This is a genomic window from Streptomyces sp. NBC_01471, from assembly GCF_041438865.1.
Lineage (GTDB): Bacteria > Actinomycetota > Actinomycetes > Streptomycetales > Streptomycetaceae > Streptomyces.
In genome coordinates, this window is sequence record NZ_CP109450.1 from 4,398,103 (window position 1) to 4,413,280 (window position 15,178).

18 protein-coding genes and 1 pseudogene are annotated in these 15,178 nt (G+C 69.8%); 4 read left to right on the forward strand and 15 right to left on the reverse strand.

The annotated features are described in order from the left end of the window. Positions 1-114: 114 nt before the first annotated feature. The 10 genes from OG285_RS19555 to OG285_RS19600 form a co-directional block, all read right to left on the reverse strand. Positions 115-1,506 carry an MFS transporter gene (locus OG285_RS19555; protein WP_371791704.1) on the reverse strand — a complete coding sequence of 464 codons (1,392 nt, stop codon included), beginning with the start codon at positions 1,504-1,506 and terminating at the stop codon, positions 115-117. Next, a complete protein-coding gene (locus OG285_RS19560; RefSeq protein WP_356827821.1) occupies positions 1,503-2,510 on the reverse strand; it encodes a hypothetical protein in 1,008 nt (335 codons plus the stop codon). The genes OG285_RS19555 and OG285_RS19560 overlap by 4 nt, the downstream gene beginning before the upstream one ends. 172 nt (positions 2,511-2,682) lie before the next feature. Continuing rightward, a complete protein-coding gene (locus tag OG285_RS19565) occupies positions 2,683-3,297 on the reverse strand; it encodes a GNAT family N-acetyltransferase (RefSeq protein ID WP_356827823.1) in 615 nt (204 codons plus the stop codon). A gap of 355 nt (positions 3,298-3,652) precedes the next feature. Continuing rightward, entirely contained in the window at positions 3,653-4,234 is a 582-nt protein-coding gene (locus OG285_RS19570; RefSeq protein ID WP_371791705.1) for a Uma2 family endonuclease, read from the reverse strand. 56 nt (positions 4,235-4,290) lie between these two features. Continuing rightward, positions 4,291-5,112 carry a hypothetical protein gene (locus OG285_RS19575; RefSeq protein WP_371791706.1) on the reverse strand — a complete coding sequence of 274 codons (822 nt, stop codon included), beginning with the start codon at positions 5,110-5,112 and terminating at the stop codon, positions 4,291-4,293. A gap of 333 nt (positions 5,113-5,445) precedes the next feature. Next, on the reverse strand, positions 5,446-6,327 hold the full coding sequence (locus OG285_RS19580) for a glycosyltransferase family 2 protein (RefSeq protein WP_371791707.1): 882 nt from the start codon (positions 6,325-6,327) through the stop codon (positions 5,446-5,448). 73 nt (positions 6,328-6,400) lie between these two features. Then, positions 6,401-7,075 (reverse strand): O-methyltransferase, encoded by a 675-nt coding sequence (locus tag OG285_RS19585; RefSeq protein WP_371791708.1) that lies wholly within the window; start codon positions 7,073-7,075, stop codon positions 6,401-6,403. Between the two features lie 27 nt (positions 7,076-7,102). Continuing rightward, complete coding sequence (locus OG285_RS19590) at positions 7,103-7,528, reverse strand: acyl-CoA thioesterase (protein WP_356827834.1); 426 nt, start codon at positions 7,526-7,528, stop codon at positions 7,103-7,105. Positions 7,529-7,539: 11 nt separating this feature from the next. After that, complete coding sequence (locus tag OG285_RS19595; protein ID WP_371791709.1) at positions 7,540-7,824, reverse strand: DUF397 domain-containing protein; 285 nt, start codon at positions 7,822-7,824, stop codon at positions 7,540-7,542. Further along, complete coding sequence (locus OG285_RS19600) at positions 7,808-8,644, reverse strand: Scr1 family TA system antitoxin-like transcriptional regulator (RefSeq protein WP_371791710.1); 837 nt, start codon at positions 8,642-8,644, stop codon at positions 7,808-7,810. Before OG285_RS19600 ends, OG285_RS19595 begins: the two co-directional genes overlap by 17 nt. Before the next feature lie 113 nt (positions 8,645-8,757). On the opposite strand from OG285_RS19600, the gene OG285_RS19605 reads away from it, so the two are divergent. Beyond that, on the forward strand, positions 8,758-8,973 hold the full coding sequence (locus tag OG285_RS19605; RefSeq protein WP_356827840.1) for a hypothetical protein: 216 nt from the start codon (positions 8,758-8,760) through the stop codon (positions 8,971-8,973). Continuing rightward, complete coding sequence (locus tag OG285_RS19610) at positions 8,970-9,176, forward strand: hypothetical protein (RefSeq protein ID WP_356828355.1); 207 nt, start codon at positions 8,970-8,972, stop codon at positions 9,174-9,176. Before OG285_RS19605 ends, OG285_RS19610 begins: the two co-directional genes overlap by 4 nt. A gap of 56 nt (positions 9,177-9,232) precedes the next feature. Here OG285_RS19610 and OG285_RS19615 read toward each other — a convergent pair whose 3' ends face one another. Further along, positions 9,233-10,471 (reverse strand): esterase/lipase family protein, encoded by a 1,239-nt coding sequence (locus OG285_RS19615; protein ID WP_371791711.1) that lies wholly within the window; start codon positions 10,469-10,471, stop codon positions 9,233-9,235. A 292-nt stretch (positions 10,472-10,763) separates the two neighbouring features. After that, positions 10,764-10,932, reverse strand: a pseudogene (locus tag OG285_RS19620) (glyoxalase/bleomycin resistance/dioxygenase family protein); the annotation flags it as partial. Between the two features lie 62 nt (positions 10,933-10,994). Between OG285_RS19620 and OG285_RS19625 the strand changes: the two are divergent. Together OG285_RS19625 and arsB are read left to right on the forward strand one after the other, a co-directional pair. Next, positions 10,995-11,426, forward strand: a complete 432-nt coding sequence (locus OG285_RS19625; RefSeq protein ID WP_371791712.1) for an ArsR/SmtB family transcription factor — start codon at positions 10,995-10,997, stop codon at positions 11,424-11,426. After that, positions 11,423-12,586, forward strand: coding sequence for an ACR3 family arsenite efflux transporter (gene arsB, locus OG285_RS19630; protein WP_371791713.1), 1,164 nt, complete (start codon positions 11,423-11,425; stop codon positions 12,584-12,586). Before OG285_RS19625 ends, arsB begins: the two co-directional genes overlap by 4 nt. Here the strand turns inward: arsB and OG285_RS19635 are convergent. The 3 genes from OG285_RS19635 to OG285_RS19645 form a co-directional block, all read right to left on the reverse strand. Continuing rightward, the gene (locus tag OG285_RS19635) at positions 12,571-12,906 is read right to left on the reverse strand and encodes a helix-turn-helix transcriptional regulator (RefSeq protein WP_356827848.1); all 336 of its coding nucleotides are present in this window, start codon (positions 12,904-12,906) and stop codon (positions 12,571-12,573) included. The two genes, arsB and OG285_RS19635, sit on opposite strands and share 16 nt — an antisense overlap. Then, positions 12,903-13,289, reverse strand: a complete 387-nt coding sequence (locus OG285_RS19640) for a type II toxin-antitoxin system RelE/ParE family toxin (protein ID WP_371791714.1) — start codon at positions 13,287-13,289, stop codon at positions 12,903-12,905. The genes OG285_RS19635 and OG285_RS19640 overlap by 4 nt, the downstream gene beginning before the upstream one ends. Before the next feature lie 166 nt (positions 13,290-13,455). Next, on the reverse strand, positions 13,456-15,129 hold the full coding sequence (locus tag OG285_RS19645) for a PTS transporter subunit EIIC (RefSeq protein WP_371791715.1): 1,674 nt from the start codon (positions 15,127-15,129) through the stop codon (positions 13,456-13,458). Between the last annotated feature and the right edge of the window lie 49 nt (positions 15,130-15,178).

A 15,178-nucleotide genomic window follows, 5' to 3' on the forward strand; every position in this document is an offset into this window, starting at 1 on the left:
GCTGCTCCAGCAGTAGTACGGCAAGCAGTACGGACCGAGGGCGGTACCCCTTCTCGGAGGGGTACCGCCCTCGGGCGTTCGCGGTTGCTTCCGGGGCCGTGGTCCGCGCCGCTCTCAGGAATCCGCGGCCAGGTGGCGCGGAGGACGCCGGTGGCGGCCCTCCGGCTCAGGTGCCAGGGCGATGCTGACGCGCGGCACGCGCCGGGCGACCAGCGACACCGACATCGCGCGGAACACCGTCATCACCAGGACGATCACCGCGACGACCACCGTCACCGCCGCTCCGCCCCACGCGATCGCCGGACGGGGGCCCCACGTCTGCGCCGCCCAGCTCGCGGCCAGCGTGCCGAGGAACCAGCCCGCACGGTAGACGAGTTGGAAGATCGCCATCACCCGGCCGCGGAACTCCGGCAGTGTCTGGAGCTGCGCCAGGCTCAGCAGGCCCGCCCGCAGGACGAGGGAGACCGCTCCGACCGGCAGCAGCACCAGAGCCAGGGTCAGCAGGGACGGCATGGCCGCGGTGGCGAGTTCGAGGATCCCGAGCAGGAGGCTGCCCACCAGCACCGTGCCCAGCACGATCTTGGTCCGCCAGGTCAGCACGGCCCCGATGAGGGAGCCGACGGAGATGACAGCGAGCAGGATGCCGTACGCCCCGGCCTGCCCCGTGAGTTCGCTGGAGGTCAGCAGGAGCAGCAGCGAGGGAAGACTCGTGCCGAAGAGGCCGACGGTGCCGATGACGAGCAGCAGCAGGGTGAGGCCGGGGCTGTGCCGCACGTACCCCCAGGCGCCGCGCACCCGGGGGCGCCCGCCCGTCCGCGGGGGACGGACGTGGAGTCGGGCCGGGCGGATGAGGAGGAGGGCCGCGAGCATCGTCAGGTAGGAGAGCCCGTTCAGCAGGACCACCCCGCCCAGGCCCACCGCCCCCATGAGGGGGCCCGCCAGGGAGGAGCCGACGACCAGCGACAGGTTGAGGATGACGTTGTTGAGCGTGACCGCCCGCCTCAGCAGGGCATCGCCGGCGACCTCCGAGACGAAGACCTGCTCCGTCGGCAGCCCGATCGCGTTGATACTGCCGACGCAGAGCGCGCTGACCACGAGGTGCCACACCGCGAGCGAGCCGCTGTGCGCCAGCAGGCCGAGCAGCAGGGCCAGCAGCGCGAGCAGGGAGTGGGTGCACAGCAGCACCCGGCGCGGCGGGAAGCGGTCGGCGGCCAGACCGCCCACCTGGCTGAACAGCAGCATCGTGAAGATCGGCGCCGCGGTGACCACGCCGAGGACGAGGGCGTTGTGGCTGAGTTGGTAGGTGAACCAGCCCAGTGCCACGAGCTGTGTGTTGGTGCCGGTCTGGGAGACGACCAACCCGGCGTAGTAGAGCCGTGGATTGCGGGACGAGAGGAGCCCCGGCGCGCGTACACCGGACGGTGCGCCCGTCGTCCCGTCCGTTGTCGCGCCCGGTGCCGCAGCGCCCGTCCCGGGCGCCGTCCCGCCCGTTGTCCCGTCCGTCATCCGGCGATCTGTGCGTACAGGCCGGACACGCTCTCCATGAAGGCGTCGGCCGACAGCCGTTCCTCGGCCAGTGCCCGCACCGTCCGCCGGTCGGTGTCGAGTGCCGCACGGATGTCCGTCATGACGAGGGACGGATCGCGGTCGCTGACGGCGCCGGTGAGGTTGTACTCCAGGAGGGCGCCGATGTTGTCCGCCGTGATGGGGCCGGCGTAGTGGTGGCCCGCGCAGAGGGTCGGAATGCCCGTCGCCAGGGCCTCCATCGCACCGCGCCCGAGTGAGATGACCACGTCCATCTCGCCGAGCAGATTGGGTATCGACTGGCACGGCACGTGGTTGATGAGGATGATCTCGCTGCCGAAGCGGTCACTCGTGTCCCAGAACCCCGGACCGTCGCCCGCCACGTACACGAGGAACTCCTCGCGGTCGATGTTCTCGATGATCCGGCCGAGGAGGGCCTCGCGCCCGGAGTCCATCCGGCAGTAGATCAGGACCCGCGGCCGCCGCCCGCTGCTCTTGTCGAGGACCGCGGGGAAGCGCTCCAGGTCGACGCCCTGGTGCACGAGGACCGCCCGGTCCGGGGGAAGGTACCTGCGCTGGAGCGACAGCGCGTTCTCCGTCATGCACAGGAAACGCTCGCAGCGCGCGACGAGGTAGTCGGACGAACGGCGACCCGCGTGGTGGACGATCCTGAACGCCGGTATGTGCGCGTCGAAGTGCATCAGCATCTCGTCGGGCACCTCGTCGACCAGGAGCAGATCGGTCTTGCCCGACGGATCGATCTCCTCCGTCACGGTGACGGAGTCCATGCCCTGGAAGGTCGACGTCAGGGCGAAGCTGGCGGGGGTGTCGACGACGAGCCGTACGGTGTGGCCCGCTCTGCTCATGGTCCTGATCAGGTCGAGTACGAAGCTTTGCTGGCCGTAGGTGTGGTAGCGCCCGCGCTGGCTGTACTTGCCGTCGTAGATCGCGTTGCTGCCGGTGGCGAGCAGGTAGGTGATGTGCACGCTTCCTCATCGGTTCGCTGAGTGGGGGCGCGGACCGTGCCCTGTTCCGGACACGCCCCGGAGCGGCGGCTCCGTACGGAAGCCGCCGCTGGTTCACGGGAGTGGGTGGCGGGTGTCCTGTCGGGGGACCGGGCGCCGGCCGCGGTGTGCGGCGCGTGGGCGGAGCGCGCGGTCAGGCGCCCTTCGGGTACTGCTCGAAGCCGAAGCGCCGGTCGAACTCGGCCTGGCGGTCCTTGTCGAAGAAGCGCACCATCTTGACCATCGGTCCCCAGCGCTCGTCCAGGCTCATGCCCTCGATGCTGAATCCGTGCTTGAGCTGGAAGATCATCGCGGTGCGGTTGCTCGGGTGGTGCTCGGACGTCACCCGCTCGTATCCGACCGCCTGCAGGTACTCCAGCAGCTTGACGTAACAGAGGGCGGCGACGCGCTGGGCGCGGAACTCGGGCAGCATGCCGCTCGTGCCCAGGTAGAAGGTGTCGGGGTCGGCCATCCGGCCCTTCAGCCACCCCATCAGCTTCCCGTCGCCGTCCTCCATGAGGATCCGCTCCTGGTGGAGCGTCCGGTATTCCGCGATCAGCTCCTCCGACTTGGGGCGGTACGGGTAGGCGTCCCGGTCGGGGAAGACGGACGCGTAGATCTCTCCGACCGCCTCCCGGAACGTCGCTTCGTCGACGCACCGGCCGACTCCGCTGCTCGCGCCCGGGAGCCGCACGGGAAAGAAGCGGCTGCGTATGTCGTCGATGGTGTCGAGGCTGCCGATGGTGCTGAGGTTGTCGGGAGAAGGCATGGAGTTCAGCTGAGTATTTCGCATCACAGGATGGGATGACCGACGCGGCGGAAAGGTTCACTCCCCGTGCCGCAGAGTCCAGTTCGGCCCTGAACGAGGAACCCCTTTCCCCCCGATCAGGTCACTCAGGTCACTCAGGTCACTCAGCCGGCGGTGCGGGCTCACCGGGTCCCTGGACCTGATCCGGTTCAAGGTCGGGGTGTACGAGGACCTCCTCGACCCGGCTGACGCCGCCGCCCATCAGTGTCACGTCCCATCGCCTTCGGGGGACGACGCGATGCCACTGTGACCGGTTGGCCAGTTGTCGATGGGCACGATGGGCCGAGTACCCGGAGGAGACCGGGCTCCGCGACCGTCAGTCCGCGTATTCCTTGAGTTTCCCGGTCTCCAGGGTGATCGAGACGGGAGCGGGCAGCGTGAGCGTAGTGCCGTACGCGTGGGATGTCCGGGTCCGGTACTCGCCCCGGTCCGGATCGCTGTAGACGACGAGCTTCTCCGCGTCCCGGTCGACGAGGAGGTAGACCGGGATGCCGGAGGCCGCGTAACCGTCACGCTTCTCCACGCGGTCGCGGAGGTCCGTGTCGGCGTCGTGCGAGGTGACTTCCACGGCCATGAGCGTGCCATCGGTGTCTGCCCACTCGCCGCTCTGGCCCACGTAGTGGTCGAGCGGGGCCAGGGCGCCGTCCGCGCGGGCGCGGCCCCTGCGGTAGGAATCCACTTTGAGGCCCTGCTCCGGATACAGGGCCAGTTCAGGGCGCTGCTGCATGCACTGCCTCAGCAGCCACATGACAATGGCGCCATGCAGTTGGTCCGGCACGGGCTTGACCTCAAGCTTTCCGTTGATGAATTCCAGTGCCACGGTCTCGGGCGCATGGCGGGCAAGCTCTTCGAAGTCCTCGACGGACATCTGGGCGTGATCAGCGGTGCTGGGGGTCATGGCGTCGCCTCCTCCCCTCCATCGTGCCCCGCTTCCGGCACGAATGAGCTGAACGGTCATGTGCGGGTCCTCTCGGGGGGCCGGGTCAGGGCCGCCCGCGCCTCGGCGGCGCGGGAACGGACGTGGTCGGGGGGCAGTGCGGCCGGACGGCGCACGGCCACCCCTCGGCACTCCGCGCACTCGCCGCCCGGCAGCGCCTCGGGCCGACCCGGTGCCCCGCACTTGCCGCACTCCAGGACACGCAGGGCCGGGCGTGGGACGCGCGGGGGCTGCGGTGCGCGCTCGGGCGGGAGCTTGTCGGTGAGCCGCCTGCGGACGAGTGAGGACGCGCGGTGTACGGGGGTCGGCAGCCCGGACGTCAGCGCGTGCAGCATCTCGGGTTCGGTGGCGCCGCGCTCGAACCACGTGGCGGCAAGGGGCTCCAGCGCGGCACAGTCCGCCGCCGAAAGGGTCAGCGAGGGCGCGGTGCGGCCGAGGGCGGCCAGCAGGATGAACGCCCGCGACCGGGAAGGCCGTTGGGGCGGAGGAGAGTCATCGGGTGCGTCCCCGGTGGTGAACGCTGCCCACCAGGCGTCGTCGCGGGCGGTCCGGGAGAACCACGTACGCGTCACCCAGCGGGCGCTGTCCGCCCCGATCAGGTGCTCGCTGCCCCGGCGCAGATGTCCGGCGCGCTGGAGAGCGTTGAGCGCGGTGCGCAGGGCGCACTGCCCGTAGGGGAGGACTCGGGCGAGCGTCTTGACCGAGATGTCGGACCCGTCCGGCAGCCGGTCGATGTACGCGGCGATGGACGCTTCGCGGGGCGGCAGGTGCGCGAAATCCGATGCGGTGTACGGACGTTGGTCAGTCGCGGAGCGCTTCCCGTACCCGGGGTTGGCCATCGGGTGAGGGGGCACGTGGGACGGGCGGTGGGCAGGATTAAGGTGGCTGTCAGCCATGGATCGAACCTCGATGCTTGTCGATCTGGTTGGTCAGGCCCCGGAGCCGGTGTTGGCGCACCGACCGGGGCCGTTTACGTTCTGTGAGCACGCTAGAGCCTGGCGACCGTCCGTCGCAAGTCGGTCACGAAAAGTCAACATGCCGCGCGGGGAGGGGGGTTGGGTGGGATATCAGACCCTCCACCCCATCACTGTGAAGAGGGCTCGGAGCGCGGGGCTTGAGCCCCGGGGCCGCGCGGGGGCGGTCGGTCGGCCGACGAGGAGATGCCTGCCCCTTCAGAGGATCGGCGGGCGCCCCAGCCTGGTCATGCGCCACACCGTGCGCCACTTCATCGGGTCGCGCGGGCCGCACGGCCTCCGCGCGCCTTCGGCGAAACCGCCCCACCACGCGGTGAGACCGGCGAGGGAGCGGATGCGCGCCAGGGTGAGGACGATCCACACGCCGAGATAGACCGGGACCAGCGCGGCCGGGAGCCTGCGCCGGGCGAGCCAGACCCGGTTCCGGGCGGTGAAGCGGTAGTAGACGGCATGGCGCGCCGGAGAGGTCGCCGGGTGCTGGAGCACGAGCTCCGGCTCGTACAGGATCTTCCACCCCGCGTCGAGTGCCCGCCAGGCGAGGTCGGACTCCTCGTGCCCGAAGAAGAACTCCCCCGGCCACAGGCCGATCTCCCTGAGCATGGGCATCGCGAGAGCGTGTCCGCCACCGAGGAACGCGGTCACCGGTCCGCGTCGCATCGGATCGTCCGCACGGAGCCGGGGCACCCAGCGCCGCTCCGTGTGGCCGTGTTCGTCGGCGACCCGGAACCCGGTGATCCCCAGCCCCGGGTCCGCCGCGAACAGCTGCTGGACCGTGCGGAACACGTCGTCGCTGATGAGCAGGCCGTCGTCGTCCAGTTCGAGGACGACATCGGCCTCGCCCGACTCGCGCAGCATCTCAAGACCGACGTTGCGGCCGCCCGGACAGCCCAGGTTCTCATCGAGCGGGACCTTGGTCACGTTCGCCGCCACGTCCACATCGGTGAGAGGCGTCGCGTTGCCGATGAGGATCACCCGCGCAGCCGGCACATCCTGCTTCTCCACCGAAGCGAGCAGAGCCTCCAGCTCACGCGGGCGCGTGCCCATCGTCACGATGACCACTCCGAGACGCGGCAACGACATGGCGGCACACTCCAGACACTCCAGGGGTCGGCGAAGCCCCTGATGCTAGGCCCTGTCCGGGTGCCGCAGCAGATCAGCCGGTCCGTCGGACGACCGTGAAGCCGTCCCAGCCCTTGGAGCCCACGGTCTGGAGGGCGGTCGCGTCCAGGCGGGGATCCGCCGCGATGTCCGCGAGCACCGTCCGTACGCCCTGGACCCGGGCATCGTCACTGTCGGGGTCGGTGACGGCCCCGTTGCGCACGACGTTGTCGATGACGATCACGCTCCCGGGGCGGGTCAGGGCGAGGGACGCCCTCAGGTACTCGGGATTGCTGGGCTTGTCCGCGTCGATGAACACGAAGTCGTACGGCTCCACGCCGTCCTTCACGAGTCGCCGTGCCGAGTCCCCCGCAGGGCCGACGAGGACGTCGACCCGGTCGGCCACGCCCGCGTCTTCGAGGTTCGCCCGCGCCACTTCGGCGTTCTGCTCCTCCAGTTCGAGCGAGGTGACGCGGCCCTTGTCGCCGACCGCGCGCGCGAGCCACACAGTGCTGTAACCGGCCAGGGTGCCGAATTCCAGTACCCGGGTCGCACCCGTCATCTGGCACAGCATCGCGAGGAGCTTCCCCTGATTCGGGGCCACCTCGGCCTGCGGCATCGTGGTCCGCCGACCGGATTCGCGTGCGTTGACCAGCGCCTTGTCCTCGGGGACAAGGGTGTCCACGAAGTAGGCGTCGACCTCACGCCAGGCTTCCTCGGATTCATACATCGGCTTCTCCTGTTGCTTGTCGTGTGATCAGAGTCCGAAGGCGGCAGGATCCGTGGCGAGAGACTGGAAGTACTCGCGCGGGTTCTCGACGAGCTTCCGTGCGGTGAGGTCCAGCAGGCCCGCCACGGCGGTCACTTCGGCTGCCACGGTCCCGTCCGTCTTGCGGATGGCCTGCTCGATCCGGAACGTCTTCCGCTCGCCGAACACGAAGGCGCAGGTCGCCTCCACTTCGTCGCCCGCGCGGAGTTCGCGCCGGTAGCGGATGGTCGTCTCCAGCGTCACGGGCCCGACACCCTTGTCGAGCAGGTCGCTCTGCTGGATGCCCCCGTGCCGCAGCAGCGACCATCGGGCGTGCTCCGCGTACTGGAGGTAGACGCTCTGGTTGAGGTGGCCCTGCGAGTCGGTCTCGTATCCGCGCACGACGATGTCCACCGAGAACGGCTCTGCGTCCATGACGTTCTCCTTCAGGCGTTCTGGAGGTCCGCTACGAACTCGGCCCAGGCGGGCGCCCGGAACACGAGCGCCGGGCCGGCGGGGTTCTTGGAGTCGCGGACGGGGACGATGCCGGGGAAGTGGTCGGCCACTTCGACGCAGTTGCTGCCGTTGCCGCCGCTGTAGGTCGACTTGCGCCAGGTGGCGGCGCCGGGGAAGTCGCGCGCGATCTCTACGCAGTTCCCGCCGCTGCCATCGCTATAACTGGACTTCTTCCAGATGGCTGCGGACAGATCGCAATCAGGGCTCTTCTTCATGCTCGTAATCCTCCGCCACCGATTCGATCAGGGCCAGGGATTCTTGTGGTGACAATGCGCTGGCGGCCACGAAATCGTAGGCAAGCTCGTGTCGTGCAACGGCGGCTGGGTCATCCAACAGTTGACCTGCGCCTGAGCCTTCCAGATACGTCAGCGGCGGCGCGTCCTCGAACGCCATCAGTTTGACCGCCCCGCCCATGGCTGCGTGCCCACCCGCCGAGAACGGCAGCACCTGCACGATGACCCGGTGCTTTCGCACCAGCGCTGCCACATGCCGCAGCGCACTCGCCGCCACCGTGGCCCCACCCACCTTCCGGCGGAGCACCGCTTCGTCAAGGACGACCCACAACAGTGGCGTTGTTGGATCGGTCAGCAGGTGCGCCCGTTCCAGTCGCGCCGCCACCAGTGCGTCGATCACGTCCTCGGTGGCCGTCGGCTGGTACGCCCAGAACACCGCCCGCGCGTACGCCTCCGTCTGCAACAGCCCCGGAATCAGCTGCGGCGCGTACTCCTTGATCGTCGTCGCATCGGCTTCCGCGTCCGCTGCCGCAGCGAAGTGATCCGGGTACTTGGACTTGGCAGCAGCCGTGCAGTTCCGGACGAAGAAGTCCGTCCCCAGAATCTCGTCCATCTGCCGGGCGTACTCCAGGTGCATCCGCCGGGTGCCCGCCTCCAGCTGGCCGATGAACGAGCCGCTGACGAAGAGCGGAGCGCCCAGCTCTTCCTGGCTGAGGCCCGCCTTCTCGCGGGCGTAGCGGAGTTCGGCGCCGAGGAGTGCGCGCGGCGATGAGGACGGGTCGAGGTTCTTGGGGCCTGGCATGACAACTCCCGTTCCACGGGTTGGCTTGTTGGGCCTTGAGTACTGGTCAGGCTAGCCCGGGTTGGACACGCTGAGTGAGGAAAGCGAAACACTCAGTGTGAGAGGCAGTGGTCATGGCGCTGACGCAGCAGGAGCGGATCAGGGCGGCCGAGCAGGCCGTGGAGGATCTGCGGGTGGGATTCAAGGAGGTGGGGGTCAGCCTGCCGTCGCTGCGGGTGGACCCCGTGTCGTGTGCGAACGCCGATCCCCTGCCCCTGGTGGAGTTGGGGCGGTGCAACCTGGACACGGCGCTGCGGCTGGCCGCCGTGCTCCAGCAGGTGCGGCCGTGAGCGCCGCCGTCGAGTACGGCGTCGATTCCCGGAGCGGCCGGATCGGGCAGGTCATGGCACGCGAGGACGGGTTCGTACAGCTGCGTCCGCTCGGCGGTGGGCGCGAGTGGGACTGTCCGCCGGAGGTGCTGGATCCGGCCCTGCCGGGGGAGGTGCTGCGGGCGCGGGTCGCGGAACTGAACCGGGCGGGGCGGTTGCCTTGATACGGAGGGAGCCCCGCAGCGGTGTCCGCTGCGGGGCTCGGCTCGGGGTCCGGCTGTCACGCCAGGCGGTCGATGATCCAGGAGCCGAGTTCTTCGGTGATGGCGGTGTGCGGCTCGTTCCGGGACGCGAGCTTGAACTCGTCCAGCCCGCTGTCGTACGGGTCCAGGTCGTTCACGGGCGTGTACAGCTCGTTGTCCGTGGCGATGGGGCGGATGTCCACGGCGCTGACCGCCGGCACGAAGCAGTGCTCGCGGATGAGGGCTTCCGAGGCCATGCCCGCATAGCGGGGCAGCGCGTTGAGGGCGTCGGCGAGGATGCCGAAGCCCTCCAGGGTGCCGCCGGGGGCGCCGTCGATGTCGGGGAGACCCGAGGTGCGGATCTGCGGCTTCTTCAGGGTCACGACCCGCAGCTGGGCGACGAGTTGGTCGTCGCCATCGGACTGTGCGTAGAGCTCGGTGCCGGTGATGGCCAGCCCCTTGCCCCGGAACGTCTTCGCGCCGGGTTCGATGCCGTTGCCCGTGCCGGTGCCCACCCCGTTGGCGACGGCGATCTTCCGGGGCCGCTGGGGCCAGTCGCCGACCGCGCGCAACGCGTCCAGGAATTCGGCCCTCTGGTGGCTCGGCGTGGGGGTGTCCTCCCACTCCTGGATGTGCTGGCTCAGCAGCTGTTGGGCGGCCGGGCTGTTCATCTGGTCCGAGAAACGGCTGTCCAGCTTCCGGATGTAGTGCGCGAACGCCTGTAGCGCGATGGGGATCCAGGCGCCCCGGTGCGGGCTGTCGTACGAGAAGTAGACGGCGGTCTGGTGGTCGACCATGTCGTGTTCCAGCTTGGCGAGGGCGTAGCGGGTGACCAGCCCGCCCATGCTGAGGCCGCCGACAGCCAGCGGGGTGTCGCCCTGTCGTTCCGAGATCGCCCGCAGGATCGCCTCGGACGCGGTCCCGGCGTTGTCCAGGATGGAGGCGCTGCGCTCGTTGAAGCCGAGCAGCACGACGTCGTGGCCCCGGTGGCGCAGCTCGGTGAGGAACGCGTACGCGCCGCTGTCGAGGTGCTCCCAGAGCAGGTCGCGGTTGCTGGGGCCGGAGTTGAAGCCGTCCGCCAGGATGACCGGGCGGGTCAGGGCCCGGTGGCCGCTGCCGTAGTACACCCAGGCGGTGCCGCCGTGCAGCGTCCACGTGTCGTCGGGGGAGGGCGCGGGCTGGGCGGCGGCTCCGGGTTCCTGGGTCAGCAGGATCGGGGCTGCGCCGGTCAGCGCCTCGGCGAGCTGCTGCTCGGTAGGGGCGTTCTGGTCGGCCATGGAGAGGTTTCCTCACGGGAGTTGATGACGTTCGGTGTCATCTTCGGTACATGGGGTAGCCGGTATGGCGCGAAAGTCGCATTCCGAACTGGCGTCGGAGGGTTTCCGGACAGATGCGGGGCGGACGCGTCTGTCCGGAATGTGCGCGGCGGTGCGTGCGGCGCTGCTGGGGGAGCCCCCGCCTGGCCGGTCCGCGTGCGGTGCGAATCGGACAGTCGCGTGGTCGCGGGGCCGGCCAAGTATGTCGCGATCGGGACCATGATCGCGGGCTGCCCGCCTCCGCCTTCCTTGTTCATGGCCCCTCGCCGTCCAGGGCGGCGCTCTTGCCCATCCGGTCGGCGTCGGCCTTGACGACGGAGCCCCCACGGCTCCTTGCCGTGGCCGTGGACCCACACCCTGTCCTGGAGGGCGTAGCGGCAGGAGGTGTCGTTCTCCTCGAAGGTGGCGAGGCCCGCGTCCTTGTTGCATCGATGCCCGTCGAATCAAGCTTGCGTCGTGCATCGAAAGGCGTCAATATAGACAGATGTCGAAACAAGAGCGCGCGGTCCACGGTCAGGACGGCGTCGACGGATGCTGCCCCACGCTGCTGACCGCACCGCTGGACGAGGACCAGGCCGCCGATCTGGCGAAGGTGTTCAAGGCGCTGGGGGACCCGGTGCGGCTGCGGCTGCTGTCGATGATCGCCTCGCGTGCGGGCGGGGAGGTCTGCGTCTGTGACCTCACACCGGCCTTCGAGCTGTCGCAGCCGACGATCTCCCACCACCTGAAACTGCTGCGCGAGGCCGGGCTGATCGACTCCGAACGCCGGGGGACGTGGGTGTACTACCGGTTGCTGCCGCAGATGACCGACCGCCTGGCCGCCGTCCTCGCCCGCCCGGCCGGAGCGCCGGTTCCTGACGCGGCTGAGACGGCTGGCACGGCTGACGTGGCTGAGACGGCCGGGGCCGCCCAGTGAGCGCCGACACCACCACCACCACGGCCACGCCCGCGGGTCCGGTGGCCGCGCGGCTCTCGTTCCTCGACCGCTTCCTCGCGGTGTGGATCCTGATCGCGATGGCCGCCGGACTCGGTCTCGGCCGCGCGGTCCCCGGCCTCGGCGCGGCGCTGGCGAAGATCACGGTCACCGGCGTCTCGCTGCCGATCGCCCTCGGCCTGCTCGTGATGATGTACCCGGTGCTGGCCAAGGTCCGCTACGACCGCCTCGACACCGTCACCCGCGACCGCCGTCTGCTGATCCCGTCGCTGTTCCTGAACTGGATCGCAGGACCGGCCCTGATGTTCGCGCTGGCCTGGATCTTCCTGCCCGGTCTGCCCGAGTACCGGACCGGCCTGATCATCGTCGGGCTGGCCCGCTGTATCGCCATGGTCGTCATCTGGAACGACCTCGCCTGCGGCGACCGGGAGGCCGCGGCGGTCCTGGTCGCGCTGAACTCGGTGTTCCAGGTGGCCGCGTTCAGCCTGCTCGGCTGGTTCTACCTCTCCGTCCTGCCCGGCTGGCTCGGCCTGGAACAGACCGGGCTGAACGTCTCGGTCTGGCAGATCGCCCGCTCGGTCCTGATCTTCCTCGGTATCCCGCTGCTGGCCGGGTTCCTCACCCGCCGCATCGGCGAGAGGGCCAAGGGGCGGGTCTGGTACGAGTCCAGGCTGATCCCGCGCATCGGGCCGTTCGCCCTGTACGGGCTCCTGTTCACGATCGTCGTGCTCTTCGCGCTCCAGGGTGACGCCATCACCTCCCGGCCGATCGACGTCGTACGCATCGCGCTGCCCCTGCTCGTGTACTTCGCCGTGATGTGGGCCGGCTCCATGGCGCTGGGCCGCGCGGTCGGCCTTGGCTACCCGAAGGCGACGACGCTCGCCTTCACCGCGACGGGCAACAACTTCGAACTGGCCATCGCGGTCGCCATCGCGACGTTCGGGGCGACCTCCGGTCAGGCGCTGGCCGGGGTCGTCGGCCCGCTGATCGAAGTGCCGGCCCTGATCGGACTGGTCTACGTGGCCCTCGCTGTCCGCCGCTTCTTCCCCGGACCCGCGATGCCGGAGGCCGGGGCGGCCGCCTCACCGGAGGGTCCGCCGCCCCCGGACCGGACGGACCGCGGACCTCAGGCCGCTGAGTGAGCGACGAACACGACCTCTTCGTGGTCGTCGTCCAGTGCGATGTTCAGTGAGGCATCCAGCGCGCGGGCGAGCCGCCGGAGCAGGGGCAGCGTCGGTACGGCGTCGGCACCTTCGACGCGGGAGATCTTCGACTGGGTGAGCCCGGAGCGTTCGGCGACTTCCACCTGGGAGAGGCCGAGTTCCAGTCGGCGGTCGTAGGCGGCCTTGGCAAAGGCCATCGCCAGCCGGATCTCCGCCCGGTCGGCTGCCTCCTCCAGCGACTCGACGTATCCCTCGGTGAGTTTCCGCTCCTGGGTGAGCTTCCAGCGGGCGTGATTCATGAAGTGCCTCCTGCCTCGGTGCTCTCGGTGCGGCTGTACGACAGGTGGGCCGGGCCGTGTTCGCTCTCGCACGTCGTGCGAGCGGCTATGGCCCGGACCACTTGTGCTTCCTCGTGCATACGGGTCTTGTGGAGAACGGTGAGGAGCACGATGCGGTGATCGGGGGCGAACCAGTAAGTGATCCTCGTGGCTTGCCCGTCGAGTGTGGGGCGCAGTTCGTACACGCCGTTGCGAAGCGGCCGGGCGAAGGGCATCGGTGTCCGGGTGCCCATGGCTGCCAGCAGTTCGGCGTACTCCTCCACTTTCCGGTGGTGCTTGATGGGCAGTGCCTCCAGCCACCTGCGTACCTCCGGTTCCATTTCGAGCACGTGCGGTGCATTCATGCGGCCGACCGTATTATGTCGTCCACGACATAATAGCCGCGTCATGTGGGCTCCACACGTTCTGAGGGAGTGTCCGCCGTGGTTGACGCCGACGGCTGCTTCGAGCCGGTCGGCAGGTGGCGCGCCTCTGCCGGATTCCCCTTGAGCCCCCCGGCCCCCGCCCGGCTCAGGCCGTGCTCGGCTCCGTTTCCGGAGCCTCCGGGGTCTCCGGGGCTTCCGGGCCGGCCGGGGTCGTTCCCGGTGATGACGGGGGCGCCGCCGGGGCTGTCCGGCTCGTCGCCGCTTCCTGCGCGTCGGCGTTGAACTCCGCCAGCAGCGCCCTGCTGAAGCCGAAGAAGTACGTCGCCGCGAAGCCCACCACGTACCCGGCCAGCAGGCCGCCCGCGTAGATCGCGATCGACGTGGTCAGTGTGTGGTCACCCTTGAGCAGCGGGAACAGGGCCCAGCCCGAGGGGCCGATCGCCGTGGAGCCGACCGTGGTGCCCAGCTGGTTGAAGAGACCGACGAAGCCGCCGCCGAACGCGCCGCCGACGCACGCGGTGATGAACGGGCGGCCCAGCGGGAGCGAGACGCCGTAGATCAGCGGTTCTCCCACGCCCAGGAAGCCTGCCGGGAGCGCCGACTTGATCGTCCTGCGGATCGAAGGGTTCTTCGGGAGACGCAGATAGACCGCGATGGCCGCACCGACCTGGCCCGCGCCCGCCATCGCCAGGATGGGCAGCAGCACGGTGTAGCCCTGCTGCTGGATCAGCGTGGTGTGGATCGGGATCAGCGCCTGGTGCAGGCCCAGCATCACCAGCGGGAGGAACAGCCCGCCGAGTACGAAACCCGCGCCCGCGCCGCCGTGCGCCAGCAGCCAGGTGGCGAAGGTGCCGATGGCGGTGGACACCTCACCGGCCACGTACATCAGGCCGAAGAGCGTGACCAGACCGGCGACCAGCACGGTGATGGTGGGCGTGAGGAGTACGTCCAGGGACTGCGGCATCCAGCGCCTGCACCACTTCTCGACGTACACCGCAAGCACCGCCGCGCCCAGGGCGCCGAGGACCCCGCCCTGGCCGGGGGAGAGCTTCTCGCCGAAGGCGCTCACGCCGGTCACGCCCGCGTAGACGATGATCGCCGCGACCGCGCCGCCCAGGATGGGTGTCCCGCCGAACTCCTTCGCCGTGTTGTAGCCGACGAAGACCGCGATCAGCGCCATGAAGCCGGACGCGACGGCGGCGAGCGCCGGGGTGATGCCCGGCAGCCAGCCCGCGTTGATCAGCAGGCCGTTGATGCCGGCGATGATGCCGCAGCCGATGAGGGCGGGGATCAGCGGCACGAAGATGTTCGCGATCTTCCGCAGGAAGAGCTTGAACGGTGTCGCGTTCTTCGACTTCCGCGCCGCCTTGATGGCCGCACCCTGCGCGGCCAGCTCCCCGGCGGTGGCCGCTCCGGCGGAGGGGGCCGCTCCGGCGGACGGTGTGGCCGGGGCCGGGGCCGGGCTGTCCGGAATGGCGGGCTCCGCCTCCGGCGCCACCGCGGCCGCCCGGCCCTCCGCCACCAGCGCTTCGAACTCCGGCGTGACACGGGCGACCGTGCCGGGGCCGAGCACGATCTGGTACGTGTCGTCGTCGACCACACCCAGGACGGCGGGCAGTGCCTTCAGCGCCTCATCCTGCACGAGCGAGCGGTCGGCGAGGCCGAGCCGCAGGCGGGTCATGCAGTGGACGGCGGATGTGACGTTCCGCGCGCCGCCCACCAGCGGCAGGATCGCGGCGGCGGTGGCGCGGTTCTTGTTCACGGGGGTGTCCGGATGCACAGGGGTGCCCGGAGTGTCCGGCGTGCTGGGAGTGTCCATGGTGCGTGGCGCCTCTGGTGCAGGTCGCTCTCGGGTCGAGCGGGGGTTC

What these genes read in the sequence shown, in the direction of transcription:
- OG285_RS19635 (WP_356827848.1), bottom strand. Translation starts at nt 12,906, where the DNA reads ATGAATCACGCCCGCTGGAAGCTCACCCAGGAGCGGAAACTCACCGAG.
- OG285_RS19600 (WP_371791710.1), bottom strand. Translation starts at nt 8,644, where the DNA reads ATGCCAGGCCCCAAGAACCTCGACCCGTCCTCATCGCCGCGCGCACTC.
- OG285_RS19565 (WP_356827823.1), bottom strand. Translation starts at nt 3,297, where the DNA reads ATGCCTTCTCCCGACAACCTCAGCACCATCGGCAGCCTCGACACCATC.
- OG285_RS19585 (WP_371791708.1), bottom strand. Translation starts at nt 7,075, where the DNA reads ATGTATGAATCCGAGGAAGCCTGGCGTGAGGTCGACGCCTACTTCGTG.
- OG285_RS19555 (WP_371791704.1), bottom strand. Translation starts at nt 1,506, where the DNA reads ATGACGGACGGGACAACGGGCGGGACGGCGCCCGGGACGGGCGCTGCG.
- OG285_RS19580 (WP_371791707.1), bottom strand. Translation starts at nt 6,327, where the DNA reads ATGTCGTTGCCGCGTCTCGGAGTGGTCATCGTGACGATGGGCACGCGC.
- OG285_RS19575 (WP_371791706.1), bottom strand. Translation starts at nt 5,112, where the DNA reads ATGGCCAACCCCGGGTACGGGAAGCGCTCCGCGACTGACCAACGTCCG.
- OG285_RS19645 (WP_371791715.1), bottom strand. Translation starts at nt 15,129, where the DNA reads ATGGACACTCCCAGCACGCCGGACACTCCGGGCACCCCTGTGCATCCG.
- OG285_RS19640 (WP_371791714.1), bottom strand. Translation starts at nt 13,289, where the DNA reads ATGAATGCACCGCACGTGCTCGAAATGGAACCGGAGGTACGCAGGTGG.
- OG285_RS19590 (WP_356827834.1), bottom strand. Translation starts at nt 7,528, where the DNA reads ATGGACGCAGAGCCGTTCTCGGTGGACATCGTCGTGCGCGGATACGAG.
- OG285_RS19595 (WP_371791709.1), bottom strand. Translation starts at nt 7,824, where the DNA reads ATGAAGAAGAGCCCTGATTGCGATCTGTCCGCAGCCATCTGGAAGAAG.
- OG285_RS19625 (WP_371791712.1), top strand. Translation starts at nt 10,995, where the DNA reads ATGTCGAAACAAGAGCGCGCGGTCCACGGTCAGGACGGCGTCGACGGA.
- OG285_RS19615 (WP_371791711.1), bottom strand. Translation starts at nt 10,471, where the DNA reads ATGGCCGACCAGAACGCCCCTACCGAGCAGCAGCTCGCCGAGGCGCTG.
- OG285_RS19605 (WP_356827840.1), top strand. Translation starts at nt 8,758, where the DNA reads ATGGCGCTGACGCAGCAGGAGCGGATCAGGGCGGCCGAGCAGGCCGTG.
- OG285_RS19570 (WP_371791705.1), bottom strand. Translation starts at nt 4,234, where the DNA reads ATGACCCCCAGCACCGCTGATCACGCCCAGATGTCCGTCGAGGACTTC.